This window comes from Chitinophaga sp. (assembly GCF_039596155.1).
Classification (GTDB): domain Bacteria; phylum Bacteroidota; class Bacteroidia; order Chitinophagales; family Chitinophagaceae; genus Chitinophaga.
In genome coordinates, this window is record NZ_JBCNKF010000002.1 from 241,075 (window position 1) to 264,927 (window position 23,853).

General features: G+C 44.4%; 17 protein-coding genes. 11 read left to right on the forward strand and 6 right to left on the reverse strand.

All coding sequences use genetic code 11. The features are described 5' to 3' along the window. Window position 1: 1 nt before the first annotated feature. From ABDW33_RS02840 to ABDW33_RS02880, 9 genes are all read left to right on the forward strand, one after another. Window positions 2–1,549, forward strand: coding sequence for a helix-hairpin-helix domain-containing protein (locus tag ABDW33_RS02840; RefSeq protein ID WP_343688554.1), 1,548 nt, complete (start codon window positions 2–4; stop codon window positions 1,547–1,549). Window positions 1,550–2,580: 1,031 nt separating this feature from the next. Continuing rightward, entirely contained in the window at window positions 2,581–5,778 is a 3,198-nt protein-coding gene (locus ABDW33_RS02845; RefSeq protein WP_343688555.1) for a SusC/RagA family TonB-linked outer membrane protein, read from the forward strand. Window positions 5,779–5,818: 40 nt separating this feature from the next. Then, entirely contained in the window at window positions 5,819–7,255 is a 1,437-nt protein-coding gene (locus tag ABDW33_RS02850) for a SusD/RagB family nutrient-binding outer membrane lipoprotein (protein ID WP_343688556.1), read from the forward strand. 356 nt (window positions 7,256–7,611) lie between these two features. After that, window positions 7,612–10,842, forward strand: a complete 3,231-nt coding sequence (locus ABDW33_RS02855) for a SusC/RagA family TonB-linked outer membrane protein (protein ID WP_343688557.1) — start codon at window positions 7,612–7,614, stop codon at window positions 10,840–10,842. 19 nt (window positions 10,843–10,861) lie between these two features. Continuing rightward, window positions 10,862–12,205, forward strand: a complete 1,344-nt coding sequence (locus tag ABDW33_RS02860) for a SusD/RagB family nutrient-binding outer membrane lipoprotein (protein ID WP_343688558.1) — start codon at window positions 10,862–10,864, stop codon at window positions 12,203–12,205. Window positions 12,206–12,314: 109 nt separating this feature from the next. After that, complete coding sequence (locus tag ABDW33_RS02865; RefSeq protein ID WP_146965499.1) at window positions 12,315–12,629, forward strand: DUF3467 domain-containing protein; 315 nt, start codon at window positions 12,315–12,317, stop codon at window positions 12,627–12,629. 48 nt (window positions 12,630–12,677) lie between these two features. After that, window positions 12,678–13,751, forward strand: a complete 1,074-nt coding sequence (locus ABDW33_RS02870; protein ID WP_343688559.1) for an Ldh family oxidoreductase — start codon at window positions 12,678–12,680, stop codon at window positions 13,749–13,751. Between the two features lie 69 nt (window positions 13,752–13,820). Continuing rightward, complete coding sequence (locus ABDW33_RS02875) at window positions 13,821–15,143, forward strand: aspartate kinase (RefSeq protein ID WP_343688560.1); 1,323 nt, start codon at window positions 13,821–13,823, stop codon at window positions 15,141–15,143. A 317-nt stretch (window positions 15,144–15,460) separates the two neighbouring features. Continuing rightward, on the forward strand, window positions 15,461–16,135 hold the full coding sequence (locus tag ABDW33_RS02880) for an SdpI family protein (RefSeq protein ID WP_343688561.1): 675 nt from the start codon (window positions 15,461–15,463) through the stop codon (window positions 16,133–16,135). Between the two features lie 79 nt (window positions 16,136–16,214). Here the strand turns inward: ABDW33_RS02880 and ABDW33_RS02885 are convergent, their stop codons facing one another. Beyond that, window positions 16,215–16,679 carry a hypothetical protein gene (locus ABDW33_RS02885; RefSeq protein WP_343688562.1) on the reverse strand — a complete coding sequence of 155 codons (465 nt, stop codon included), beginning with the start codon at window positions 16,677–16,679 and terminating at the stop codon, window positions 16,215–16,217. 113 nt (window positions 16,680–16,792) lie between these two features. Between ABDW33_RS02885 and ABDW33_RS02890 the strand changes: the two genes are divergently transcribed. Both ABDW33_RS02890 and ABDW33_RS02895 read left to right on the forward strand, forming a co-directional pair. Beyond that, the gene (locus ABDW33_RS02890) at window positions 16,793–17,545 is read left to right on the forward strand and encodes a LexA family transcriptional regulator (protein ID WP_343688563.1); all 753 of its coding nucleotides are present in this window, start codon (window positions 16,793–16,795) and stop codon (window positions 17,543–17,545) included. A gap of 369 nt (window positions 17,546–17,914) precedes the next feature. Continuing rightward, window positions 17,915–18,211 carry a cupin domain-containing protein gene (locus ABDW33_RS02895; RefSeq protein ID WP_343688564.1) on the forward strand — a complete coding sequence of 99 codons (297 nt, stop codon included), beginning with the start codon at window positions 17,915–17,917 and terminating at the stop codon, window positions 18,209–18,211. 101 nt (window positions 18,212–18,312) lie between these two features. Here ABDW33_RS02895 and ABDW33_RS02900 read toward each other — a convergent pair whose 3' ends face one another. Genes ABDW33_RS02900 through ABDW33_RS02920 form a run of 5 tightly spaced genes read right to left on the reverse strand, consistent with a single transcriptional unit; the run spans window position 18,313 to window position 23,808 of the window. Then, complete coding sequence (locus tag ABDW33_RS02900) at window positions 18,313–19,209, reverse strand: histone deacetylase (RefSeq protein ID WP_343688565.1); 897 nt, start codon at window positions 19,207–19,209, stop codon at window positions 18,313–18,315. 4 nt (window positions 19,210–19,213) lie between these two features. Next, on the reverse strand, window positions 19,214–19,861 hold the full coding sequence (pdeM, locus tag ABDW33_RS02905) for a ligase-associated DNA damage response endonuclease PdeM (protein WP_343688566.1): 648 nt from the start codon (window positions 19,859–19,861) through the stop codon (window positions 19,214–19,216). 24 nt (window positions 19,862–19,885) lie between these two features. Next, window positions 19,886–22,348: a ligase-associated DNA damage response DEXH box helicase gene (locus ABDW33_RS02910; protein WP_343688567.1), complete on the reverse strand. Its 2,463-nt coding sequence runs from the start codon at window positions 22,346–22,348 to the stop codon at window positions 19,886–19,888. A 22-nt stretch (window positions 22,349–22,370) separates the two neighbouring features. Continuing rightward, complete coding sequence (locus tag ABDW33_RS02915) at window positions 22,371–23,402, reverse strand: LD-carboxypeptidase (protein ID WP_343688568.1); 1,032 nt, start codon at window positions 23,400–23,402, stop codon at window positions 22,371–22,373. Between the two features lie 28 nt (window positions 23,403–23,430). Then, window positions 23,431–23,808 carry an ester cyclase gene (locus tag ABDW33_RS02920; RefSeq protein WP_343688569.1) on the reverse strand — a complete coding sequence of 126 codons (378 nt, stop codon included), beginning with the start codon at window positions 23,806–23,808 and terminating at the stop codon, window positions 23,431–23,433. Window positions 23,809–23,853 lie beyond the last annotated feature (45 nt).

Genomic DNA, 23,853 nt, shown 5'->3' on the forward strand with positions numbered 1-23,853 from the left:
CATGTTGATATGGATCTGTATCTCTATTCCATTAATAGCCTGTGCAAGACAGGAAGACGATATCGTCAATGATGATATGCAATGGCAGCAATTGGAATCGTACAGAAAACATCCTTTGTCACTGAACAAAGCAGATGTGGCTGAACTAACTTCCTTAGGTTTGTTAACAACCTTACAAATCGATGAATTGATCAGTTATAAAAAGCAATTCGGAAAGTTGTTAAGCATCTACGAATTGCAGGCTGTTCCCGGGTTTGATGAAACCACCATCCAGCTGATCTTACCTTACGTTACCGTATCAGAAATGCCTGCAACAGAAAAAGGAGAACACACTATTTTGTTGAGAAATAATCTCTTCAGATACCGCTCATCCACAACAGGCATACAGTTAAAAAAGAACAATAACAGCGCCTATTATTCCATCAGTAACCACCGCAAAATTAAATCTCTTGCTATCGGTGACTTCACGGTAAATATGGGACAAGGTCTAATAAACTGGCAGGGATATGCACTGGGTAAAAATGGAATGATCACACATATCAAAAGAGAAGGCAGCCTTATCAGAGGCTCCAATTCAGCCGGTGTAAACAGGGGCGCGGCGATCACATTGCAACAGGGCAGGTGGCAGACGACCGCTATCCTTTCAATGCAGCAAATAGGCGGAAATATCTCGTACAACCTACCACAGGCCCATATTGGTATTAACTGGCTCAATCCTAACATAGGAATGGATTACGCCATCTCTGTACGCAACTATCATTTGTTTGGCGAATTTGCTTTTAATAATGGAAAAGCGATGATCATAGGCATGCTAGCCGGCATCGGAAAGATAGCCGATCTCGCCATGTTTTACCGCAATTACGATACACACTACCAACCCATTCATGCCAACGCCATGGCAGAAAATTCACGGCCAGTCAATGAAGAAGGAATATATACCGGGATGAGTATTCATAGTATCAAACACTGGCAACTGGACGTCTATGCAGATATCTTTCACTTCCCCTGGTTACAATATAAAACCAACGCCCCCTCAGATGGACAGGAATTATTTGCAGCAGTCACTTACACACCAGATAAAGAAACACGTCTCTACTTCCGGTATCAATACAAACAAAAATTTCAACAATCTAAAACAGACGTTTTCCTTCCCCCCATGATCCAAACCATTCACCAGGATTACAGGTGCCAGCTGTCACTATCACCCGCCAAAGGGTGGACCTGGAAAACACGCGTTGAAGCAAATAGCTGGCAGGATGAAGGAGGAAAACAGTTCGGCGGCCTGTACCAGCAGGAGCTGACCTGGCAATTACCGCAATGGCCTTTGCGCTGTACACTCAACTATATCTGGTATAGTACCGGAGGTACAGAGACAAGATTTTATATTCCTGACCGAAGTGTATTATACGATTACAATTTATCCCAACTTTATGGCAATGGAACCAAACAAAGCTGCACGCTGAGATGGAAAAAAGGCAAACATCTGCAGGCATGGGCAAGGATAGAAGCAGGAGGACCCATCACATTACAAGTGACATATGTCATCTGACCAACACAAAATACTACCATCCTTCTATCAAGGTAAATGTTTCATAATATCTTAAAAAATGCACTAAATCTGATAACATATTCAATAAAACACCTCAAAAATGCTAAAATAGCGCATAAACTGAAGTGTTATCGAATGTTAAATTTTCTCATATAGGATATTGCAAATAATTTCTATACATATGCAAAAAAAATGCACTCTTAAAAAAAGGTTAAATTTTTCTTGGTGGTGAGTAATATTTTTCTCTAAATTGTGCTCCTCAACCAAAATCTAAATCGTAATTATGAAAGAGGCCAGTAGCTCTTTATCCTGTTTACATTTTACGAATACTTTGTCAACCTGTGTACGGCAGTATAGCAGTACGTTTTGCTTATGAACTAGGATAAAAGTCATTCTGAGTTTCAAATTACCATCCAGGTTCTTGCCGCCTTCATCCCGGATGGTACCTTTTTAACAATAAAAACTAAATCGTAAAACCTGAATCGTAACTAACTGTGTGATGATTAATATGTCAACAACTTAATCGTAAAACCTAAATCACAACTACAGTTAAGTGCGTAACAAAAATTCAATAACTAAATCGAAATACTAACTAAACTGTATGCTGATTAATAGTCAACAACTAAATCGTAAAACCTAGATCACTGCAATAGTTAAGTGTGTAACAAAATTCAACAACTAAATCGAAATACTAACTAAACTGCGTGCTGATTAATAGTCAACAACTAAATCGTAAAACCTAAATCACCCTTACAGCTAAGGGAGTTATAAAAATTCAATTAACTAAATCGTAATACTATCGAACTGCGTGCTGACTAACAGTCAACAACTAAATCGTAAAAATCTGAATCTCAATTACAGTTAACTGTGTGCTAATAAGAATTCAACAAACTAAATCGTACAGTCTAAATCGTAATAACAGTTAACTGTGTGCTAATAAACTTATTGGTCTAGGGGAACCTATTTAACTCATAGTCAACACCAGGGGAACCTATATATTTTTTATTGTCAACTAAAAATTTAAATCGTTTATGAAAAGAGCGTTACTCTTTTTCACCATACTCATGGTGAGTGTAACCCTGACGTATGCGCAACAGCGCCAGGTTACAGGGAAAGTTACCGGTCCGGACGGTTCACCTGTACCTTTTGCCACTGTACAAATCAAAGGAACAAACACTGGGACAACTACAGATCAGGATGGATTTTTCAAACTGAATGCAAAACCAGATGCCGTATTGATCGTGCGTAGCGTGGGTTATATATCTCAGAATATTCCGGTAGGTGCATCCGGTACGGTTACTGTCGCATTGAAATCTGATGACCAGAACCTGCAGGAAGTAGTAGTAACAGCTCTCAACGTAAAGAGAAATAAAAATGAACTGCCTTACTCTGCTCAGACAGTTACACCCGAAGAACTGAACAGAACAAGAGATGTAAACATTACCACTTCTCTGGCAGGTAAAGTTTCTGGTCTTGAAATTCGTAAGAATAATACACTCGGCGGTTCTACCAACATCGTGCTGCGTGGTGCAAAATCCCTCACTGGCAACAACCAGGCACTCTTCGTGGTAGATGGTGTACCTATCGATAACTCTAACACCAACACCGACGATCAGTTGAGAGGTAGGGGTGGTTATGACTACGGTAATGCCGCAGCCGATATCAATCCCGACGATGTTGAATCTGTGAGCGTACTGAAAGGTGCAGCTGCTACCGCGTTGTATGGTTCCCGCGCTTCCAACGGTGTGGTGATGATCACTACTAAAAAAGGCTCAAGAGGATTAGGAGTTACCTTCAATACAGGTGTGAATGTAGGTAAATACGATCCTTCTACCTTTGCAAAATATCAGAATAAATATGGTGCTGGGTATGGCTCTGGATATGGTTCTCCAGACGGTTATTTCTACTACACCGATGTGAACGGCGATGGCGTGGATGACCGCGTAGTACCGGTTACAGAAGACGCTTCCTATGGTGGTAAATTTGATCCAAACTTACAGGTATACCACTGGGATGCTTTCTATGACAAGTCTCCTTACTATATGAAAACCCGCCCCTGGGTTGCCGCTTCGAACAATCCAAGTGCGATATTTGAAACAGCTGTAGGTACGAGCAACAGTATCTCTGTAGATGGCTCCAGCGATAAAGGTTATTTCAAACTGGGTTACTCAAAATTCATCGACAAAGGTATCATGCCTAATAGCCGTATTGCAAAGGACCTGATCAACTTTGGCGCATCTTACAATCTCTCCAGCAAGTTAACCGCAAGTGCTTCCGTAAACACTACGATGATCGATGGTCTTGGTCGTTATGGTACAGGTTATGATTCCAAAAACCTGATGACAAATATGCGGCAGTGGTGGGAAACCAACGTAGATGTAAAGGAACAAAAAGACATGTACTTCGTTGAAAAACGTAACATCACCTGGAACCAGGCAGATGTAGGATCACTGAAACCAATTTTCTGGGATAACCCTTACTGGACCAGGTATGAGAACTACGAAACAGATGGTCGTACCCGTCACTTCGGCAATATCAACCTGAACTATAAAGCAGCTGACTGGTTAGACGTAATCGGTCGTGTGTCACTGGATACTTACAATGAACATCAGGAAGAAAGAACCGCTATCGGCTCTATCGATCCTTCAAAATACAGTGAGTTCAAACGTACTTTCAGTGAGTATAACTACGACCTGATGCTGAACTTCAACAAGAACATCACACAAGACCTGACCTTCAAAGGTATCCTGGGTGGTAACGTAAGACAGACGAATGTGAACTCTATCTTATCGTCTACTAACGGCGGTCTCCTCATCCCACGTCTGTATGCCCTGCTGAACACAGCTAACCCAATGGAAGCACCCACACAAATTACTACAAGAGAAGAAGTGGATGGTGTGTATGGTGCAGCTAATTTTGGTTTCAAAGAATTATTATTCCTTGATCTGACCCTGAGAAGAGATCAGTCATCTACACTGCCTAAAGGCAATAATAGTTACTATTATCCCTCTGCCTCTCTCGGTTTTGTATTCTCCAAACTCTTGCCACAAGCTACCTGGTTATCTAATGGTAAACTGAGAGTAAACTGGGCACAGGTGGGTAATACAGCACCTGCATTGTATACTATGAACTACTACGATGTACCAACCGGTATCGATGGTGTTCCATTGGCTTCAGTAGGTGGTACCAAGTATAATCCTGACCTGAAACCTGAAAAAACAAAGAGCTTCGAGACAGGTCTTGAAATGTCTTTCTTCGGCAACCGTTTAGGTTTTGATGCAACCTATTACAGACAGAATACTGTTGACCAGATCGTTCCTCTGCCTGTATCAACTAGTACCGGTTATGATTATAAAGTGATCAACGCCGGTGACATCCGGAACCAGGGTATTGAATTGTCTGTATTCGGTACACCAATCAAAACAAAAGACTTCTCCTGGACCATCAATGTGAATTGGTCACGTAACCGTAACAAGGTGGTATCACTGCCTGGCATCGACAAGCTGCAGCTGCGTGACTACCAGGGTGGTATTACTGTGAATGCAGTATTAGGACAGCCTTATGGAACTATCACCGGATCTGATTTCATTTACAAAGATGGTCAGAAAGTAGTAGATGCAGATGGTTATTATGAAATCACCAACACTTCAAACCACACAATTGGCAATGTAAATCCTGATTGGATTGGTAGTATTTCCAACACACTGAAATATAAAAACCTGGCCCTGAGCTTCCTGGTCGACGTACGTCATGGTGGAGACATGTTCTCACTGGATATGTACTATGGTCTGGCTACAGGTATCTTGCCGGAAACCGCACAACTCAATGATCTGGGCAATGAGTCGAGAGCACCACTCAGCGAAGGCGGTGGCGTTATTATGCCTGGTGTAACTGAAGACGGTAAACCAAACACTACACGTATTGCGAACGAATACGGTACCTATGGTTACTACTACAATCCTGACAAAGCATTCGTATACGATGCAAGCTATATCAAACTGCGCGAATTATCGCTGACATACTCTTTACCAACATCCGTTATCAGACATATCAATCCATTCAAAGGAGTAGATTTCTCTCTGACAGGTCGCAACCTGTGGATCATCCACAAGAATCTGCCTTATGCAGATCCTGATGATGCACTCAGCTCCGGTAACTCACAGGGCTTCACAGTAGGTGCTTATCCTGCAGTAAGAACTTTCGGTGCTAACCTGAGATTACGTTTCTAATCTGTGCGATCAGATGTTTTAAAAAAGTAAAAAAGCAAAAATGAAAAAATATATCATATACGGTTCCTTTGCTGCTATGGGTATACTGTCTACAGTATCCTGTACAAAAAATATTACCGACTTAAATACAGATCCAAATAAACCAGCGGCCGTTAGTCCGGCTGCATTGTATGCAAGTGCCACAAAAGAAATGGCAGATGCAATCACCAGTACCAATGTAAACCTGGGTATCTTCAGGCTCATTGTACAGCAATGGACAGAGACGACTTACATCGATGAAAGTAATTATAACCTCGTAACCAGAACAATTCCTGACAACTTCTGGGATGCTTTCTACACAGATGCACTGATGGACCTGCAGGAAGCCAAAAAGGTACTGGAAGCAGATGTCAATACAGACGCAACCGTGAAGAAAAATATGCTGGCACAAATTGATGTAATGTCAGTATATGGTACCTCTGTATTGGTGAACACATTCGGCAATGTACCTTATTCCTCTTCACTGACTGCAGACAACCTGTTCAATAAATATGATGATGCTCATACTATTTATACCGATCTGATTAAACGTCTGGATGCAGACCTCGCTAACTTCGACGAAAGTGCAGCAGGTATGGGGTCTTCCAACATGCTGTTCAGCAGCGATGAAATTGTAAACTGGAAGAAGTTTACCAACTCCCTGAAGTTACGCCTGGGTATTTTGCTGGCAGATGTTGATCCTGCAACTGCAAAAACCATTGTTACTGAGGCCTCTGCCGGTGCATTTGATGCACAGGGCGAATATGCAAAATTCCCCTACTCAACTATTCCGCCAAATACAAACCCACTGTGGGAAGACCTGGTTCAAAGCGGTCGTCAGGACTTCGTAGGTTCCAACACATTTGTTGATTACATCAACTCAGTAGAAGATCCGAGAAGACCTTTCTATTTCACAACAATAGGCGGTATCTATAAAGGTGGTACAAATGGTGTGAAGAGCCCATACGCAAACTACTCCCATCCGGGTCCCCTGTTAGAAAAGAAAGACCTGCCAGGTGTGTTCATCGATTATTCAGAAGTCGAGTTCATCAGGGCGGAAGCAATAGAGAGAGGCTGGGCAGTAGGTGGTACTGCGGCTACCCATTATAGCAATGCAATTACCAACTCCATATTATATTGGGGTGGTACCGAAGAAGATGCAGTGGCTTATCTCGCCAGAACCGATGTCAACTACCTGACCGCAGCAGGCGACTGGAAACAAAAAATCGGTATGCAGGAGTGGATCGCACTGTATAATCGCGGTTTTGATGCCTGGACAGCACAGCGTCACCTGGACTATCCACAGCTGGTTCCTCCGCCAAAGGCACAGTCCGGATACCCCGTACGTTTCACCTATCCAATAGCAGAGCAGAACCTGAATACCGCGAATTATAATGAAGCAGCTTCAGCCATTGGTGGTGATAAGGTAGAAACAAAATTATTCTGGGATAAATTTTAATAAGCAATACCCTAATTATAGAAAAAGGTTGCCGGTTTTTACCGGTAACCTTTTTTAATGTGCTGTGATCCATTATCTTATCAGGTTAAAAAAAGTAACTCCCCAACGCCTCGCTGTCCTTACTACCGCACCAAATCTTCATACCTTCCGGCGCGAATGAACCATTTGTAACAATTGTATGTTATACTACTTTACGGAAACTAAAATCTAAACGAACAACCATGTCCTAATCCCAAACCGTCAGGATACATTTAGTAGTAAGTTTTTATTCTATGCCGTGCCACATGGAACTGTACTGCTTAGCGGTATATACCTGTTTCGTGCCACATGGTAAATAATAATAAATCAGCACATCTATGTTTAAGCACTTACTTACCTTGTTCATTATTGTTAGTCTCATCACAGGGTTACATGCGCAACAGCGTATGGTTACCGGTAAGATCACCGGCCCTGATGGTGCACCCGTTCCGTTTGCTACAGTTCAGGTCAAAGGAACTACCAGAGGTACTACCGCAGACCAATCCGGAAATTTTAAGTTAGCCCTGGACGCCGACAATGTAACCCTTCAGATCCGAAGCGTCGGCTACACCATGAAAGAAGTGCCTGCAAGTAGCGGAGGAGTGGTCAACATCTCCCTTACCCAAGACAACCAAAATCTCCAGGAAGTCGTTGTTACAGGTCTCGGTATCAAACGTGAAAAGAAAGCACTGGGTTATGCCGTACAAGACGTAAAAGGTGACGAACTCACCAAAGCCAGTCAGGGCGATGCGCTCAGGGCCATGTCAGGAAAGGTGGCCGGTATGCAGGTCATCGGTTCCGGAGGTACACCCGGCGCCGCAACTTTCATTAAATTGAGAGGTACAAATTCCCTCACAGGAAATAACCAGCCACTGTTTGTAGTAGATGGTATACCTGTGGACAACGGACAAAACTATTCCGGGGACCCTTCAGATGGTAGTAACAACCTGCTGCAAGGGGCCACCAACACCAACCGTGGCGCTGATATCAATCCTGAAGACATTGAAAGTATCTCCGTCTTAAAAGGCCCTGCCGCTGCGGCATTGTATGGTATCGACGCGGCAAATGGTGCCATCATTATTACCACCAAAAAAGGTAAAGCGGGTAGAATGCAGGTCGATTTCAGTACCGGTGTTTCCTTCGATGTCGTGAACCGCCTGCCTGGTATCCAGAAACAATATGTAAAAGGATCCGGCGGTACTATTGCACCATTCAGTTCCAGCAACAGGTATTCCTGGGGTGCTAATATTGATACCCTTTTCTGGGATGGCAATGCGAATGAATTTGATAAACATGGTAATGTGGTGGGTGCCTCTAACCCTTCTGCAAAAACCAAGTTTGTTCCTTATGATAACACCAAAGATTTCTGGCGTACAGGAGCCACTTACAATAACTCGCTCTCCTTTACAGGAGGTACAGATGCAGCTACTTACCGCATGTCTGTTTCCCACATGTACCAGAACTCTATCGTACCACTGCAAACTTATGCCCGCACCACCATCTCCATGGCAGGGACATTGAAAGTCTCCGAAAGGGTGAAAGTCTCTGCAAATATGAGCTATACCAATGATGGTGGTAATATGCCTCAGAACGGTAGTAATACGTCAGGTATCATGCTGGGTCTAACAAGAACCCCTATCTCTTTTGATAACTCAAATGGAGGACTCAAAGCAGATAATCCTAAAACCTATCTGTTATCAAATGGGTTGGTAAGATCTTACAGAAATGGTATCTATGACAACCCTTACTGGACGATCAATAAAAACCCATATACAACAAATGTGAACCGCCTGATCGGTAGCGCACAACTGGACTGGAATATCTGGAAAGACTTTTCCCTCACTTACAGGTTGGGTACGGACGTCTACCAGGATAACCGCCACCAGTATTACGAAATACAATCTGGTGCCTATTCCGGTGGTCGTGTATTTGACGACAGGTATACTTATAGAAGTGTGAACTCAGATGCGATCCTGACCTGGGCAAAACAACTCTCCAAAGATTTCAGAATGGATATCAAGTTGGGTAACAACTATTATTCCCGTAAGCTGGATGAATTGTATACCCAGGGTGATGGTCTGACAGCTGCAGGATATGACAATATCAGTAATGCCACTGTACAGAAGTCCTATAATTTTATTACACCCTATAGAAGGGTATCCGGATATTTTGATATCAACCTGGATTACAAATCAATGTTGTTCCTGGAAATAACCGGCCGTAATGACTGGTCTTCTACTTTACCTAAAAACAGCAACTCCTTCTTCTATCCATCTGCCAGCTTAGGTTGGGCATTTACAGAGCTGGAAGGTCTGAAGGATAATGACGTGCTGAGTTTTGGTAAGATCCGTTTATCAGTAGCACAGGTAGGTAAGGACCCCGGTGAATTCCGTACCCGCTCCTTCTTCGCACCAACTACATTTGCGGATGGCTACACCTCAGGGGTATCTTTCCCTTATGACAGTAAAGGTAGCTTCTTCCTTGACAACGTATTGGGGAACCCAGGTCTGAAACCAGAAAAAACAACTTCATACGAAGCCGGTTTGCAACTCCAGTTCTTACACAATAGAATAGGATTGGATGCGACCTATTACTATTCAAAAGGTACTGATCTGATCGTTCAATCACCAATAGCAGGTACTTCAGGCTTCCAGTTCGTGACCCTCAATGCAGGTAGTATCCGGAACAATGGTGTGGAAGTAACCCTGACAGGAAAGATTATCGCAGACAGACCATTTACCTGGGATATGAACATTAACTACTCCATGAACAGGAGTAAAGTACTGAAATTGGCGCCTGGTATCAGCCAGATCACTGTAAATGGTTTTACCGGTACAGTCATCGCACACCTGCCTAACGAACCAGCAGGTATCATCTATGCATATGGATGGCTGAGAGATAATAAAGGCAATATCGTAATCAGCGATAAAAGCGATGACTACGGTTACCCGGTTGTATCCACAGAACAAAGAGCCGTAGGTAATCCTAACCCTAAATTCCTGATGGGATTTGGTAACACCTTCAGCTACAAAGGATTTTCACTGTATACACTGATTGACTGGAAACATAAAGGAGATATCTGGAATGGTACCCGTGGTTCACTCATGGCGATTGGTACTTCCAAATATACTTTGGACAGAGGTTCCCAACACACATTCGCAGGTGTGCTGGGCCATCTGAATGACGCCGGAGAACTGGTACACAACGCAGGTGGTGCAGAAGTAGCTGGTGCTGGTGCTACCAATACTACCGCTGTAGCCCTGGATCAGGCATGGTATCAGGGGAATGGTGGTGGATTCGGTGCGCAGACAGAGAGCTTCATCGATGATGGTTCTTATGTAAAACTGCGTGAAGTAACCTTATCCTACGATTTCAAAGGATTCAAAGAATCTAAATTTATCAGGGGTATCACGGTAAGTACGTTTGCACGTAACATTATTTTATGGACACCCTACAAAGGGATCGACCCGGAAACAAGTTTGACAGGTGCTACAAATGCACAGGGTATTGACTACTTCAATATGCCTGGTACAGCCAGTTTTGGTCTGAATTTGAAGTTCCATTTCTAAATCGTTAAAAAGTAAGATCATGTTACGAACAATAAAATATTTAATACCGGTCCTGATATTAGTGATAGCGGCAGGAGGTTGTAAACGGGCATATTTTTATGACGGTATCAACGAAGATCCTTCAAAGCTGCACAATCCAACACCTTCTTCCATGTTAGCAGGGGTGGAGCTCACTTCAGCTTACAACTGGGGTGGCGATGCTTCCCGTTTCCCTTCACTTTTTATGCAGCAGACAACCGGTGCCGCCAACCAGTCTGCAAACTATAGTCTCTACAATCTGACACCCGACGACGTGGATAACATGTGGAATGGTGGATTCTATGCAGGAATCATGTCCAATTGTGATACACTGATTAAAATCGCCCTTGCTGATGGCCAGCTGCACTATGCAGCCATCGGAATGGTCCTGATGGCAACCAATCTCGGCCAGGTAACAGATTTCTGGGGCGATGTGCCTTATTCAGAAGCCTTTAAGGGATTGAATAATACATCTCCCAAATACGATAAACAACAGGCTTTGTATGACACAATTCATGCATTGCTGGATAGAGCGATCACTTATTTAAGTACAGATGACGGTGCCGCGTTTCAGCCCAGTAAAACGGATGACCTGATGTATAAGGGAGACCTGACTATGTGGCTGAAATTTGCACATTCCCTGAAAGCAAAATTCTATCTGCATACAGTAAAGGTAAATTCTTCAGCAGTGACCAACTGTCTGGCTCAGGTAGCAGAAGGGTTCGAAGAAGGTGAAGGCGCCTTTATCGACTTTGTGGGTAGTACCGCGGTAACGACCCAGAATCCCTGGTTCCAGTTCAACGACCAGCGTGCAGATATCACTTTCGATGGCTACCTGAACGATCTGATGTATGCGGCAGGTGATCCAAGGTACAGCGTTTACTTTGATCCTTCCGACAGTACATTACTGGGTTCTCTGTACGGTTCTGCCAATTCTCCGGTGTACTTTATGTCTTACGATGAGCTGAAGTTTATCGAGGCAGAGGCACAGCTACGGAATGGCAACAACACAGCCGGAGCAGCTACTGCCTATAATGAGGCTGTATCGGCTAACCTGAAGAGAACTGTGAATAATACAGCCTACCTGGCAAACGTATCAAAAACAGCTGCGAACATCACGTTGCAGGATATTATAGTACAGAAGTACATTGCGTTGTTCCTAAGCCCCGAAACCTGGACAGATTGGCGCAGAACCGGTTATCCGGTGCTGACGGCTCCTTCGGGTAATGTGCTGAATGGTTCATTGCCAAGGTCACTTTATTATCCGAGCAGTGAGGTAAGGTACAATACCAATACCCCTTCAAACACGACTCTCACAAGAAGAGTATGGTGGGATGCCCAGTAGCAGGAAAAAGTTTACCTACAGGAAATGGCTGCCATTTGGCGGCCATTTCTTTTTTAGCAATAATTTTAGCGTCTCTTTTTTACATTTGTACCGAAAATTAAAATCTAACATGGAAAATCAGCAGGAAGAACAAAGCCAGCTTAATATAGAATTGACCGAAGAAATTGCAGAAGGTACCTACGCCAACCTGGCGATCATTACCCACTCCAATGCAGAATTCGTTGTCGATTTTGTGAATGTAATGCCCGGAATGCCTAAAGCGAAGGTAAAATCCCGCGTTATCCTCACTCCTCAGCATGCTAAGCGCTTTATGAAGGCGATGTTGGACAATATCAAGAAATACGAATCGATTCATGGACCTATCCAGGACCAGGAGCCGGTATCCCTCCCTATGAATTTCGGAGGACCTACCGCACAGGCCTGATAAACACCGGATCAACTGATACAACAATCAATAGCACGGAAATCCATCATGAGCCAGATTTTCTCCTATCCTCATTTAAGGGAATTTACACAGGAAGTTTTTAAACGCATGGGCTGTTCTGACGAACATGCAGCTACAGCAAGTGAAGTTTTATTATCAGCAGATCTTAGAGGAATTGATTCTCATGGAGTAGCACGCCTGATAGGCTATGTACGCCTCTGGGAAACTGGTCGTGTGAACGCTACCCCGGATATCCGGGTGGTACATGAGACCCCCAGTACCGCTGTTGTAGACGGTGACCGTGGCCTGGGGCTGGTGGTCGCTCCTTACGCCATGCAGGTAGCCATTGCCAAGGCTGCGAACGTAGGTAGTGGCTGGGTCAGTGTTAAGAACTCCAACCATTTCGGCATTGCCGGCCAGCACGCCATGATGGCGCTGGAAAAAGATATGATCGGTATGGCAATGACCAATGCAAGTCCACTGGTCGCGCCTACCTTCGCCACTGAGCGTATGCTGGGCACAAATCCTATCGCTGTGGCCATTCCCGCCAAAACCCAACCAGCCTTCGTAGCGGATTTTGCCACAACGACTGCTGCCAACGGTAAACTGGAGATACTGCAGCGCAAAAGTCAGGAGGCCCCAACCGGATGGATCCAGGATAAAGACGGCCATTCCAGCACCAACCCGCATGAACTCAAAGATGGTGGCGCACTGCTGCCACTGGGAGGCGACCGGGAACACGGTAGTCATAAAGGGTATTGCCTGGGAGCCATCGTCGATATATTTTCGGCAGTGCTGTCAGGTGCCAATTATGGCCCCTGGGCACCACCATTTGTAAGCTTCCTGCCTTTGGCACCCGATCCGGTAGGTGAGGGCCTGGGTCATTTCCTGGGCGCTATGCGCGTGGATGCCTTCCGCCCGGCAGACGAATTTAAAGAGCATATGGACAAATGGATCACCCGTTTCAGAAATGCAACACCCATAGCCGGAGAGCAGGTCTTAATTCCTGGTGACCCTGAACGGGAAATGGAATCTCACCGACGTCAGGGAGGCATTCCATTACTGGACCCGGTGGTAAAAGATCTGAGAGAAGTAGGGGAGAAATTTAAATTGAGCTTTTAAAGTCAGGAATTAAGCGCGAACTTGCGCTTTTTATAACAGTTACGTCAAACACATAACAATACAACAGTAATGAAGATCTTAAAATTTGGCGGCACGTCGGTAGGTAAACCTGAACGTATGCATGCCGTGGCCCAACTGGTGACTGCAGATGATGCTCCCAAAATAGTGGTGTTATCTGCATTATCCGGTACTACCAATGCCCTGGTTGAGATAGGAACATCCTTATCTCAAGGCAAAAAGGAGCAGGCTAAAGGGCAGATAGATACGCTGGAAGCGCACTATCGCTCATTTATAGAGGTCCTGGTGAAGCAGCCTGAAGCACGTGCGAAGGCTGGTGCTGTTATTGACGAACATTTTGAGTTCCTGAACATCATCCTGAAGATCAGCTTTAATGAAGCTTTGAACAAGGATATACTGGCACAGGGCGAATTGTTGTCCACCAAACTGTTCAGTGTATATCTGGAAGAAGCAGGTATCAAAGCTGAATTGATATCAGCGCTGGATTTCATGAGCATTGATGAGTACGAAGAACCAGAAATTCCAAAGATTAAGATCCGCCTGGGCAACCTGTTGGAGAAAAATAAGGATAATAAGATCTTCGTTACACAAGGATACATCTGCCGCAATGCACGAGGTGAAGTAGACAACCTGAAACGGGGTGGTAGCGACTATTCCGCATCGCTGATCGGTGCAGCTATCCAGGCAGAAGAAGTGCAGATCTGGACAGACATCGACGGTATGCACAATAACGATCCCCGCGTTGTAAAGAAAACTTTTCCGATCGACCAGCTGTCATTCGATGAGGCTGCGGAGCTGGCATACTTTGGCGCTAAGATCCTGCATCCTGCTTCCATCTGGCCTGCACAGCATTTCAACATTCCGGTGAAGTTGCTGAACACCATGCAGCCTGAAGCACATGGTACCATCATTACCGAACTGCCAAAGGGAGATGGTGTGAAAGCAGTAGCTGCCAAGGACGGTATCATCGCCATCAAAATCAAATCCAGCCGCATGCTGCTGGCCTATGGTTTCCTCCGTAAGATCTTCGAAGTATTTGAAAAATACCGCGTGCCTATCGATATGATCACCACTTCGGAAGTAGCGGTTTCCCTGACAATAGAAAGCACACCACAGCTGGATCAGTTACTAAAGGAACTGCAGCCATTCGGATCTGTGGAGCTGGATCATCATCAAACCATCGTTTCTATCGTGGGTAATGAAGTAGCAGCAACGCCTTCTATCCTCAAGAAACTGTTTGAAGCGCTGAACGAAGTACCATTGAGAATGATCTCTTATGGTGGCAGCCGTCACAATATTTCCATCCTGATAGGTGGTCAACACAAGGAAAAAACCCTGCAGCTGCTGAACAAGGGGCTGTTTGGTCTGGAATAGTCTTATAGCAAATAATAAAGAACAGGTCGTCTCCGGGGATGGGGACGACCTGTTTGCTTTTGGGGTTATTATGAGGGAAAGGCTGGGGTTGTAAAAATACTAATATTATTAGTAAATACTAAATAATTTAGTAAAATGACAAGCGGATAACAAAAAGTGATATTTACCTTTTCATGTAGTGTCTGCCTAAAATTGTCGGCGCCGGGGTAATTGACTTCCGGTAGGGAGTTAAAACAAACCGCTTTTACAATTGTAATATATATGTGTGCTAACGGTATACTATTTGTCGCATATTAATTACACCAAATCCATGTAGTATGAAAAAGACGGATTTAGGACAAGAACTGTTATTGTTGCTTTTGCTATTGATGCCAATGGCGTACCTGGGAGTGATCTGGCCATCTATGCCTGACTTATTCCCCAACAACTACAGCATCACAGGTATACCGGAACGGGTAGGTACCAAAAGCGATTTCTTATTATTGATGACCTTCCTCTTCCTCACTAACCTCATGTTATACTTCCTTTTCCGCTATCTGCCCCATGTGGACCATGCGGATTTTCCTGAAGCAGATGAACGGCTGCAGCGGCAGCAATACTATCGGATCCGCTTCTCTATCCATATTTATCTTGCTGTATTTACCAGCGTGATCATCTGGATGGTTAGCCAGGGAAGATCTTTTATCATGGAGCGCTGGGCATTTACGGGAGTGGGTATATTGATTGCCGTAATCGGACTCTATTTACGCAAATTACAACCGAATTATTTTGTAGGGGTACGTACGCCGTGGACACTGCAAAGTACGGAAATATGGCAGCAAACACATCTCATGGCGGGCAATCTATGGATGTGGACGGGGATCGTTACATTCCTGTCAGGTTTCTTTTTACCGGTAGTAACCGGGGTATTTGTATTGATTTTTATAGGAGGTATACTGGCAGCATTGCCATATATCTATTCTTTCCGTTTATACCACACGGACAAGGGGTGACAATGATAAAAAAACGACGAAAGTAAAAGGGGCTGATGTGATCACATCAGCCCCTTTGTATGTTGGATCATCGTGTCGATTAATACAACCATCCCCTCATTGCACCTGCTTCACGGAATGGCCATGGAGTAAGGAGCAGTACCAGTAACAACACAATACCAAAAAAGATCAATCCCTTTTTGTGCTTCAACGCGTCAGTAGGTGCCTTTTTAACCTTTGCACGGCCGATATGCACCAGTATAAATGCTAATACCGCCATTGTAATGTGTTCTACAGCATAAAAGCGCAGAACGCCATCTTTCATTGCAGCTCCCATATCAGACAGCGCTGTTTTCACGAGCGGACTGGCTACGAAGTACAGTAACAGACCCACCAGTAATTGCAGGTCAAAGAAAATCATAAAGAATAAACCAGCCTTGTTGTCAGCACCAGTGAAAGGTGTCTTGCCACTAACGCCCTTCCATGAACGGTAAACGGCCCAAATGCCAGCTAGTAAAATTGCCCACCTTAACAGGGAGTGAATAATCAGCAACGGTGTATACATAAATCTTTGAGTTGGATTTCCCGACAAAAATAAGTGAGAATCACCGGATTTATTTGGTTATTCCAAAAATTATATACTAAATTTGTTAGTAATTCTACTAAATAATTTAGATTATGTCAGTTGTATGCCGCAATTTAAAGTTTCTGCGTAAGCAGAAAGGATGGACGCAGCAGGAGTTTGCTGATAAGTTAGGGATCAAACGTTCCCTCCTGGGAGCTTATGAAGAAGAACGTGCAGAGCCCCGCACAGAAGTGCTGGAACTGGTAAGTGATATGTTCCGGGTATCTATTGATGATCTCCTTCGCCGCGATGTTGGTTCCCAGAAAGATACATTCCTCGAAAAGCGCCGCCAGCAAAAGCTGGGTACTACCCGCCAAAACATAGAGTTCGTACCCGTAAAAGCAGCCGCTGGTTACCTGGCAGGTTATAATGACGATGAATTCATTGAAGAACTGAACACCTTCACACTCCCTATGATGGGCGCAGGTAGTTACAGAGCTTTCGAAATCGCCGGTGATTCCATGTTACCCACGCCTTCCGGTTCTGTAATCGTATGCCATAAAGTAGATGGCTGGGAAGATATCCGTAACAATGAAGCCTACGTCGTGGTGACAAGCAGAGAAGGGATCGTATACAAACGCCTGTTGAAAAGTAACCGCAATAAAGGCAAACTGACGTTGGTTTCAGATAACCCTCAATTTGAACCTTATTCCGTAGGTATGGATGAAGTACTGGAACTCTGGCAGTCAGATGCCGTGATCAGTAAAGCTGCTCCACAAAGCAGACTCAGTGTGAACCACCTGGCTGATATGGTGAGCCACCTCCAGGATCAGGTAAATATGCTGAAGAAAAAGACCCGGAATTAATTACAACCTCAATTTACTTTCTGAAAGATATTATGCATAGTCTTCTAAGCATTGGGAAGATTATGCGCAGGGGCAACATATGCCATCAAAACGTGAAGTAGCGAGAACGTGATCCACCCGGTTAAATGTTATGCGTATTGCCCCTGAACAAAAATTAAATGTGGCTCATTTCACCCGAAATAATAACATGCTCCCAGGCAATGCGGGTCCTATTATTCCATTATTTCCAATACACCTGCTAAGAAAGAATTCAAAATAACCAGATCAGTAACTCGTCAATGACAACAGTCGTTAAAATATAATCCATCAATTAAATAATCAAAGCTACTTACTCCAACCCCTTTTTTAATCATCTCAAAGTTTGAAACTATGCGTATAGCATTCGTTGACGCATTGCGCCAGCTGGAAAACAGTGGAGAAGCAGCCGTGACCCTATGGGCACACAACACAATGAAGATAGTATTGCTCGCTCCTGACGATGTCTACACTCAGGAGCCGGACTCACAAAATGAAACGTACATCGTCATGTCAGGATGTGCAGAAGTACAGTACAAAGACTACACCATCGATATCGATGCCGGAGACTATCTGTTCGTTCCCGCAGGAACATGGCATAAGTTGATCAATGCAACGAAAGACTTTATGGCCTGGAAGATTATTGTCTGAAAAATGAATCCTGCAGAAGATATAAGATCATTCACTTTGGGAAAATAACTATTTCTTGCTGATAAAACACACATCTACACACTGCCGTTCTTAGAGAAAAATCAGAAGATGGCTGCCGCTGTTTTGAATGTATTACAATGCGCATTCACAATATGCCTCAGCTGCGGAGAATATCCTCCCCCCATCGCTACCGCACAGGGAATATGATATTGCCTGATCGTATTGAAGACCAATTCATCTCTGCGGCGGCATCCATCTTCAGTAATTTTCATCCTGCCATAACGATCCGTTGAAAGGATATCTACCCCCGATAAATAAAACACAAAATCAGGCCGGTTGCGGATAAATAAAGTCTTCAGACCATTAGCTAACCGGCCCAGATATTCTTCATCTGTAGTACCATCCGGCAAACCTATATCCCAGGTCGATTGCTCTTTATGAAAAGGATAGTTGTGCTCCCCATGCATGCTAAATGTAAATACCTGTTGATGCCCCTTAAATATAGCAGCCGTCCCATTCCCCTGGTGTACATCCAGGTCGATAATCAACACATTCCCTGCCAGCTGGTGATGTAATAAATAATTAGCCGCTATCGCAAAATCATTCATCAGGCAAAATCCCTCTCCACGGTCTGCAAAGGCATGATGCGTGCCCCCAGCTACATTCAATCCGATACCATGTTCCAGCGCATACAGCGCACAGTCAATCGTACCCTGACAAATCACCCGCTCCCGCATCACAAGTTCCGCTGATTGTGGCAATCCGATACGACGTACCTCCCGCTCACTCAATCGCAGCGCTTTTAGCTTATTCCAATAATCCGGTGTATGGGTTAACAATATCGTCTCCTCATCGACAGGAGCCGGCCTATGAAACTGATCTGCTGTAACAACACCTTCACGTAACAATTGCTCCGGAATCAGCTCGTACTTCGCCATGGGAAACCGATGCCCCGCTGGTAATGGATGTGCAAATATGGGATCGTATGCAATCAACATGACCTTAACTAATCTTTAAAACACTATTATTGGCAATCACGAATACAGCATCCGCTGCTTCCGCATCCAACATTGCTAACCCTGTAAACCGCCCGAATGCCGGCAAAATACTGCAGTTCCGCCCGAAATAAAAACAAGGCAAACGTAAGCGTTGTCTGCCCGCCCCCGACACCGCTACTCCCGGATGTATATGACCGGAAAAAGTATATTTCGAATCATCAGCTTCTTCACAGGGCTCATGTGCAAAATGAATTTCCTGGATCTGCAATGCATCATATACCTCTACATCAATATCTATATACACCTGCTTCGGCATAATATCATGATTACCCTTTACCAGCTTAAAACGGATGTGCGGAAACTGCTGCCTCCACAACTTAAACAGCGGCACATCGTTGTTATGACTACTATGAAACATATCGCCCACAATAATTACCTGTGCAGGATTATAGACTGTAATCAGCTTTTGTAAACGATACAGGTCATCCTGCCCGATATTTGCAGGTACAGCAATACCTGCCTTTCTGAAATGTGCAGACTTGCCAAGGTGTATATCCGATACGATCAAAGCCTGCTCTTCTTTCCAGAATACAGCACGATGGGCGGATAACAGCCATGTCTGATTCCTGAAATTATATATCACTTCCTCCATAGATCCTTGCAAGTTCCGATTTTATTAAAACTCAGGGCGCATTTTTTTTATTCTGTCTTCCAGCTTTTCACTGGTGAGTTGTTCACGTAAACTATCTACCTTGATAGGGAAACAGAAAGGCGTCAGCTGTTCAGGATAAGTGATCACAATCTTACTATGATAAATCCTGTCGAGACTTTCCCTCAAACGCGCTTCTTCCATCTGGTAAAAGAAGGCTTCATTAAAAGCCTGCCTTAGCAACAGGTTTTGTGGATCATATTCTGTAAATACATTAAATAGCAAAGAGGCTGACGATTGCAGGTGACGGCTTTGCTTATGCTTACCCGGGTATCCCTGGAAGATCAATCCGGCTATTACAGCAATGTCTCTGAACTTACGACGGGCCATCTCTGTAGAATTCACACTGGCCTGCAAATCGATGTTCAGATGATCCAGAGAGAACAACTCATACACATCATCAGGCGTCAGCGGAATAGGTTGGTCTGACAGTAATTCAAAACCATAATCATTCATTGCAATGGAAAAGGTAATCGGCGTACGTTTGCTGAGACGATAAGCCAGTAATGTCGCCATCACTTCATTCACCAACCGGCCTTCAAATGGATAGGCAAACAAATGATACCCATCTCTCGTATGAATCATCTCTATCAACAATTCATCTGCCTTGGGTACATGAGACAAATACTCCTGTAAATTGAAAAGTGGCTGTAATACCTGTAATTCAGGTGTTGTCGTATTGCCCGAGAGTGCTTCATTAAAAGTTTCGCGCAGGATCTTACCGAGGTTGGGCGACAACGGTAATCGTCCTCCCATCCAACTGGGCACGATCGCTTTTTTAGCATTGGATTTTCTCACCAGTACCGTCATATCCTTGATCATCACAAATTCAAGAATACGGCCACCCAAACTGAAGGTATCACCCGCTGTCAATCGTGCAATGAACCACTCTTCGATCATACCGATAAATCCGCCCCCCATGAACTTTACTTTCAGCATAGCGTCACTCACAATCACTCCGATATGCAGACGATGCCGCATGGCCTGCATCCGGCTACGACAGATAAAGAAATCTCCTTCCCGCTCCACCTTTTTAAACTCATCATAACTATACAACGCATCTCCGCCTGTAGTGAGAAATGCCAGGAGCCATTGCCATTCATCTTCCGTCATATCCCGGAAGCAGAATGTATTCCTCACTTCTACCCAAATTTCTCCCGCATGGAAACCATCAGAAATAGCCAATGTCATCAGGTATTGCAGTAGTACATCGAAGGCAAGAATAACCGGCATACGGCTTTCTACCACCTGTTGTGCAATGGCTGCCTTCAGGGCAGCTGCTTCTACCAGCTCCAGGCTATGCGTAGGCAGGAACCATATTTTACTGGTAGCACCAGGTTGGTGCCCGCTACGACCTGCGCGTTGTAAAAAACGGGCGACTCCCTTGGGACTACCTACCTGGATCACAGTATCCACTGGCCTGAAATCCACACCCAGATCCAGACTGGAAGTACATACAACCGCCTTCAGGGTACCTGTATGTAAGGCTTCTTCCACCCATATGCGCAGTTCCATATCAATAGAACCATGATGAAGTGCCAGCGCACCTGCAAGATCAGGACATTGCCGTAGTATCTCCTGGTACCATATCTCAGTTTGTGAACGAACGTTTGTGAAAATTAATGTAGTGCGGCTTTCATCTACAATAGGCAAGGCCTTATATAGTAACCTGGTACCCAAATGCCCCGCCCAGGGATATTTTTCTATCTCATCAGGAAGAATACTCTGTAGCTCAATTTTCTTATCAATTTTCGCACGCACAATCACCGCTTGTGGGTCCGGTGTGCCGAGCAGCACATCCATGGCCTCCGCCAGGTTACCAATCGTAGCCGAGATCCCCCAGATCTTAATAGGAGGGCGGCCTTCCTTCTTCGCTAACCCTTTCAGGCGGCTAAGCCCTAATTCTATCATGACTCCCCGCTTGGTACCCAGTAATTCATGCCATTCATCGGCTACAACTGTCGTGAGATAGGAAAAGACTTTTGGATATTCTTTTTGCCCGATGAGGAGATGTAAACTTTCAGGTGTAATGAGCAATACTTCGGGCATATTTTTTTTCTGGGCAGCACGAGTGGACACCGGCGTATCACCACTGCGAATGCCTACCTGCCAGGGAATATCCAGTTCCTGCAATACTTCTTCCATAGCACGGGCAATATCTTTGGCCAGCGCTCTGAGCGGCGTGATCCATAGTAATTGCAAACCGTTTTTAGTTTTGGAGGTGTAGTCCTTCGGGTGGCGGTTGATCCAGTCGATCACAACACCCAGAAACAGAGAGAAGGTTTTACCATAACCGGTAGGTGCGTTGACAAGGCCCGATTTGCCCTGCAAATAATGAGTCCAGGCTTCTTCCTGGAAAGCAAATGGCTGCCGGTCTCTGGCGGCAAGCCATGTTGTAATCACTTTCCATCCACTCGCGGTATTTTTCATGAGTGTATGAAATTAAGGAAAATTACCTAACAATCTCCTGCAGCGATACCCGGTTATTTTGCACTTCCAGGTGGTGCACCACACCACATTTCAATGCATAATTTCCCTTCTGATGCCCCACAGGAAAATTAAAACAAACAGGATAGGGCAACCCCTTCACCTTCTCCATCACAATGTCATTCACCGTCCTTCCAAATTCCTCTCCCGGATCGTCCGCTTTCAACCTGTTAAACCCGCCAATGATCAGCCCCGCCAGGTTATCCAGCTTATGCGCACGTTGCAGACTGTTAAAGTAACGATCAATCGTATACAGGTATTCACTTACCTCTTCTACAAAGAGAATTTTACCAATAGTATTGATCTCTGAATTAGTGCCCAACACACTCGCCAGCATAGACAGATTGCCACCTATCAATACTCCTTTTCCACTCCCTGTTCTGTTACCGGCATCTCCCGGCGTAAGATACTGCATAGGCTTACCCGTCAATGCCTGTTGTATAGAAAGGATGGTGTCCTGTACCACTGATTCCGCTTTTGCAAAATCATCAGGAAAACTATTACACATTTTTGAATGCAAAGACGCAATACCAAAAAGACGATTGATATGACAATGCAATATCGTAATATCACTAAACCCGATCACCCATTTGGGATGCTGCCGGAAAGTATCAAAATTCACCTGATCTATAATGCGGGCACTGCCATATCCACCTCTTGCACACATGATCGCATGTACAGACGGATCATCCAGCATCGCCTGCAGGTCCTGCAATCGCTCTTCATCTGTACCACCAAAACTAAAATCACGCTGGCCCACAGTACTTCCTATACGTACCCTGAATCCCCAGCTTTGCATAAGCTGTATGGCAGGCATGATCTCCTGCTGTGTTATATGACCTGCAGGACAGGTAATACCAATTGTATCACCCGCTTTGAGATAGGGGGGAAGTATAGAAAGCGTTTCATCTTCCTCCGTCGGTGCAGGAAGATGTGAAAATGCAGAAAGACCTAGCGATGTGATAGCGAGAGAAGAGAGAAAATGCTTACGATTCATGTTATTAATGTAAGCATTAATCTGGAAATTATGCAGGTTGAATATGCCTTTCTGCCCAGTGATCCACATATTGGCCATTCCTCACTTTCACAATATCAATTGTTGGCATCTCTACTTTTTTACCCGCTTCAAATCCCATGAAAGGAATACCAAGTGTACCACGGATCGTCTTCCTGGTAATCACAGTATCGCCGTCTTCAAACATCTCATGGATCTCAATCGTCAGATCCGGAAATGCAGGCTTCAGTACATTGTGATAGAACGCAAGCAGACCTGCTTTGCCTTTATCTGTGCCCGCCGGAGCAGAATGATTGGTAAATGAAGGGGACACGATTTCTTCAAACACCTGTAGATCACCTTTTACCAACACTTCTTCATTGAATCTTAATACAACTGCTTTTGACATAAATGATAATTTATATCAGCAAAATTACCCGGTAAGTCATGGGAA